This window comes from Mesorhizobium sp. M7A.F.Ca.CA.002.15.2.1 (assembly GCF_003998715.1).
Classification (GTDB): Bacteria; Pseudomonadota; Alphaproteobacteria; order Rhizobiales; family Rhizobiaceae; genus Mesorhizobium; species Mesorhizobium ciceri.
Map to the genome: position 1 here is coordinate 1 of NZ_RZPI01000624.1, position 3,306 is coordinate 3,306.

Annotated in this window: 3 protein-coding genes; all 3 read right to left on the reverse strand. The window is 65.3% G+C overall.

Annotated elements, in window-relative coordinates:
- The coding region (locus ENZ74_RS26380; RefSeq protein WP_245471013.1) for a branched-chain amino acid ABC transporter permease at positions 1-905 on the reverse strand (905 nt) is incomplete at its 3' end.
- On the reverse strand, positions 850-1,971 hold the full coding sequence (locus ENZ74_RS26385) for a class II histone deacetylase (RefSeq protein ID WP_013532992.1): 1,122 nt from the start codon (positions 1,969-1,971) through the stop codon (positions 850-852). The genes ENZ74_RS26385 and ENZ74_RS26380, both read right to left, overlap by 56 nt.
- Positions 1,972-2,054: 83 nt before the next feature.
- A partial coding sequence (locus tag ENZ74_RS26390; protein WP_164761224.1) for a LuxR C-terminal-related transcriptional regulator occupies positions 2,055-3,306 on the reverse strand: 1,252 nt, incomplete at its 5' end.

Genomic DNA, 3,306 nt, shown 5'->3' on the forward strand with positions numbered 1-3,306 from the left:
CCGTTGAACAGGCCGTTGGGCCGAAGCCGGACAGCGACGATGGCCGCCAGCAGCACGACCGCCTGCGCCAGCGACGGCGAGATCTGATAATTGAGGATGCTGGTCAGCCCGCCGACGAAGACGCTGCCGGCGACGAGGCCGCCGATCGAGCCGACGCCGCCGACAATGACGACGAAGAAGGCGTTGGCGAGATAGTTCACCCCCATCTGCGGCAGCACGATCGCCAGCGGCGCGACCAGTCCGCCGGCGAGCCCGGCGATGGCCGCGCCGAAGGTGAAGGCGATGGCGTAGGTGCGCCGCGTGTTGATGCCGACGCCCTCGGCCATTTCGCGGTTCTGGATGACGGTGCGGATGTCGAGACCGAAGGACGTGCGGCTGATCAGCAGGATGACGCCGAGCAAGGTCAGCATGGCGATGCCGATCAGGATCAGCCGATAGGCCGGGTAGACGGTGAAGAAGAGGTCGAGCGTGCCCTCGATAGGCGGCGTCACCGGCTTGGCGCCGAGACCGAAGATCAGTTCCAGCCCTTGCTGCAGGATCAGGCTGACGCCCCAGGTGGCAAGCACAGTTGAGACCGGCCTGGAATAGAGATGGCGGATGATGGCGAATTCGAGGATGCAGCCGATCACCGCGCCGGCGATGGGGGCAGCCGCCAGCCCTAGCCAGAACGAGCCACCCATGCTCTGGACGAAATAGACCGCGAAGGCGCCGACGGTGACGAACTCGCCATGTGCCAAATTGGTCACGTTCATCAGGCCGAAGCTGATCGCCAGCCCGAGCCCGACCAGCATCAGGATACTGATCAGCGTCAGCGCATTGAGCAGCGTGGTGATGACGAAATCCATCGCGTCAAGCCGCACTGGCGAGACGTTGGCGCAGGCCGGCGAGCAGGCCTTCGGCGGCATCGATCACCGCGGCCTGATGAAGCTGCAGGTCTTGCCCGGCCCATTCGTCGATATGGTCCGACAAAGGGTCGACCACTTCGGTACGGTGATTGGCTAGCGTCTCGATGACGGCATGGCCGCAGAACGGCACATAGCCCTCGGAGTAGCCGCCTTCATGGGTCATCATCAGGCGCCCTTGCGAGGTCTCGGCGGCCAGCGCAACCATGCGCGCGGCGAGACGCCTGAAGCATTCGCTGTTGAGCATCATGCGGCCGAGTGGATCGAAGCCGGACGCATCGAAGCCGGAGGCGACGATGACGAGGTCCGGTCTGTAGGCGCGCAGTGCCGGTGCGACAACGCGGTCGAAAGTCGCTTCATAAGCACCGGTGCCGCTGCCGGCCGGCAGCGGGATGTTGATGTTGAAGCCCTCGCCGGCATCTTTCCCGTTGTCGGCCAGCGCACCGCGCCCGGTCGGATAGAGATTGTCCTGGTGCACGGAAATGGTCAGAACCGACGGGTCGGAATAGAACACCGTCTCGGTGCCGTTGCCGTGATGCACATCCCAGTCGACTATCGCCGCGCGCCCGAGCAAGCCTTCATGCTGCAGCCGGCGGACAGCGACGCCAATGTTGGAGAACAGGCAGTTGCCCATCGCCTGGTCGGGCTCGGCATGGTGTCCCGGCGGCCGCGCCAGCGCATAGGCATTGTCGACGCGGCCGGTCAGCACGGCGCGCATCGCGGCATAGGTGGTCCCGGCCGACAGCAGCGCGATGTCAAAACTGTTGAGGCCGATCGGCGCCTGCGGCCCGGCGAAACCGGAGCCGCGTTCGCTGAGCATGCGAATATCGTCGACATGGCGTTGCGTGTGCACGCGCAACAGGTCGTCGACCGAGACCGGCTCGGGGATGATCGGCACCAGATGCCGCGACAGGCCGCTGACCTGGATGAGGTTGTTCAGCCGGCGCTTGGAGCCAGGGGATTCCAGATGCCGGCCGGGTTCCACGAAACGGCCGGGCGGCATCATGTCGGCGCTGGAGCCGGTGTCATGCCACATCAGCTGTTCGTGAAAAACGTAGCCTGTCGCCATGCGCAGCGTCCTCTGAAAACCAGGTGACGCTAGCAGGCTAACGATCAGATGGCCCGACCCGAAAGTGGGGTCGCGCCTCTTATCTATGCCCCTCCTTTCGGAGGGGTATGGGCGCCTGCAGATCCTTGCGCGGCGCGCACCGCCTGCACCCGGTTGGTCACCGCGAGCTTGCCGAAAATGTTCTTCAGATGCCATTTCACCGTGGTCTCGCTCACCGACAACGCCAAGGCGATATCGCGGTTGGACATGCCCTCGGTGAGATAGCGCAGCAGTTCGGCCTCGCGCTGGGTGAGCTGTTCCTTCTCGGCGGCTGGTGCGGCCAGCTTGCGCGTCGCGACAGGCATCGCCTGCGCGGCATCGATGATGCGCGACGCATAGGCTGACAGTGCGGGATCGGTCTTCGCCTGGGCCGCGCGCAGCCGCATCAACCCTTCGACAACAGGCCTTCCCTCGTCGACGAAAGAGCGGATGAAGCCGGAGGGTTGGGCGAGACGCAACGCATTGAGGAGATTGCGGTCGGCCTCGCGTTGGTCGTGGAAGGCGCTGGCCGCCTTGGCGCGCAGGATCAGCGCCAATATATGGCGGCGCATGCGCCCGCTGTCTTTCGTGCGCTCGAGCAGCGCGTCGAAAACCCCCGCGGCAGCGGCATAGGATTTCTCGGCCGTCAGCAGGCGGCCCTCGGCAAAGAACTCGAACTCGTTGGCGGTAGTGATGACCACCGAAGCCTCGGTCCCTTCGCCCCGATGCTCGGCCAGCAGCGCACGCGCCTCGGCAATACGGTTCTGGTCGAGCAGCACACGTATGCGGTCATGCACGATCATCGATGCCAGGCGGCGATACACCGTGCCATGTACGCGTTGATAGACGCGCTCAAGCATATCCAGTGCCGCTTCGGTGCGACCGGTCAGCTGCAGCACGCGGGCATAGGTCGGCACGCTGGCCAGGGGATAGACGATGACCGCCGCGCCCTCGATCTGCGGTCCGAGATTCTCGACCAGGGTCAGCGCTTCGCCCGACGCATTGGTCTCATAGGCAAGTTCCGCAAGCAGCGTGCCGGCCAGGGCCTCGGCATAGGAGTTTGCACCGATCCGCGCCCGAGCCTCGATGATCGCGTTGCGCAGCAGCCGCTCGGCGGCGGGCAAGCGGCCCGCCGAACGCTCGATCACGGCCATGTAGCAATTGGCAATGGTGACGCCGAGCAGGCTGCCGCTTCGCTCATGCGCCCGGCGTGCCGCATCGATGGCGGCGCGTGCGCCGTCGAGGTCACCCAGCGCATAGAGGTTGTAGCCAATGACATTGGCGGTCGCGCCCCCCCTGAAACAAGCATCGGGCGCG

Bases quoted from the DNA above. Each gene is read 5' to 3' on its own strand.
- ENZ74_RS26385 (WP_013532992.1), bottom strand. From the start codon at position 1,971: ATGGCGACAGGCTACGTTTTTCACGAACAGCTGATGTGGCATGACACC.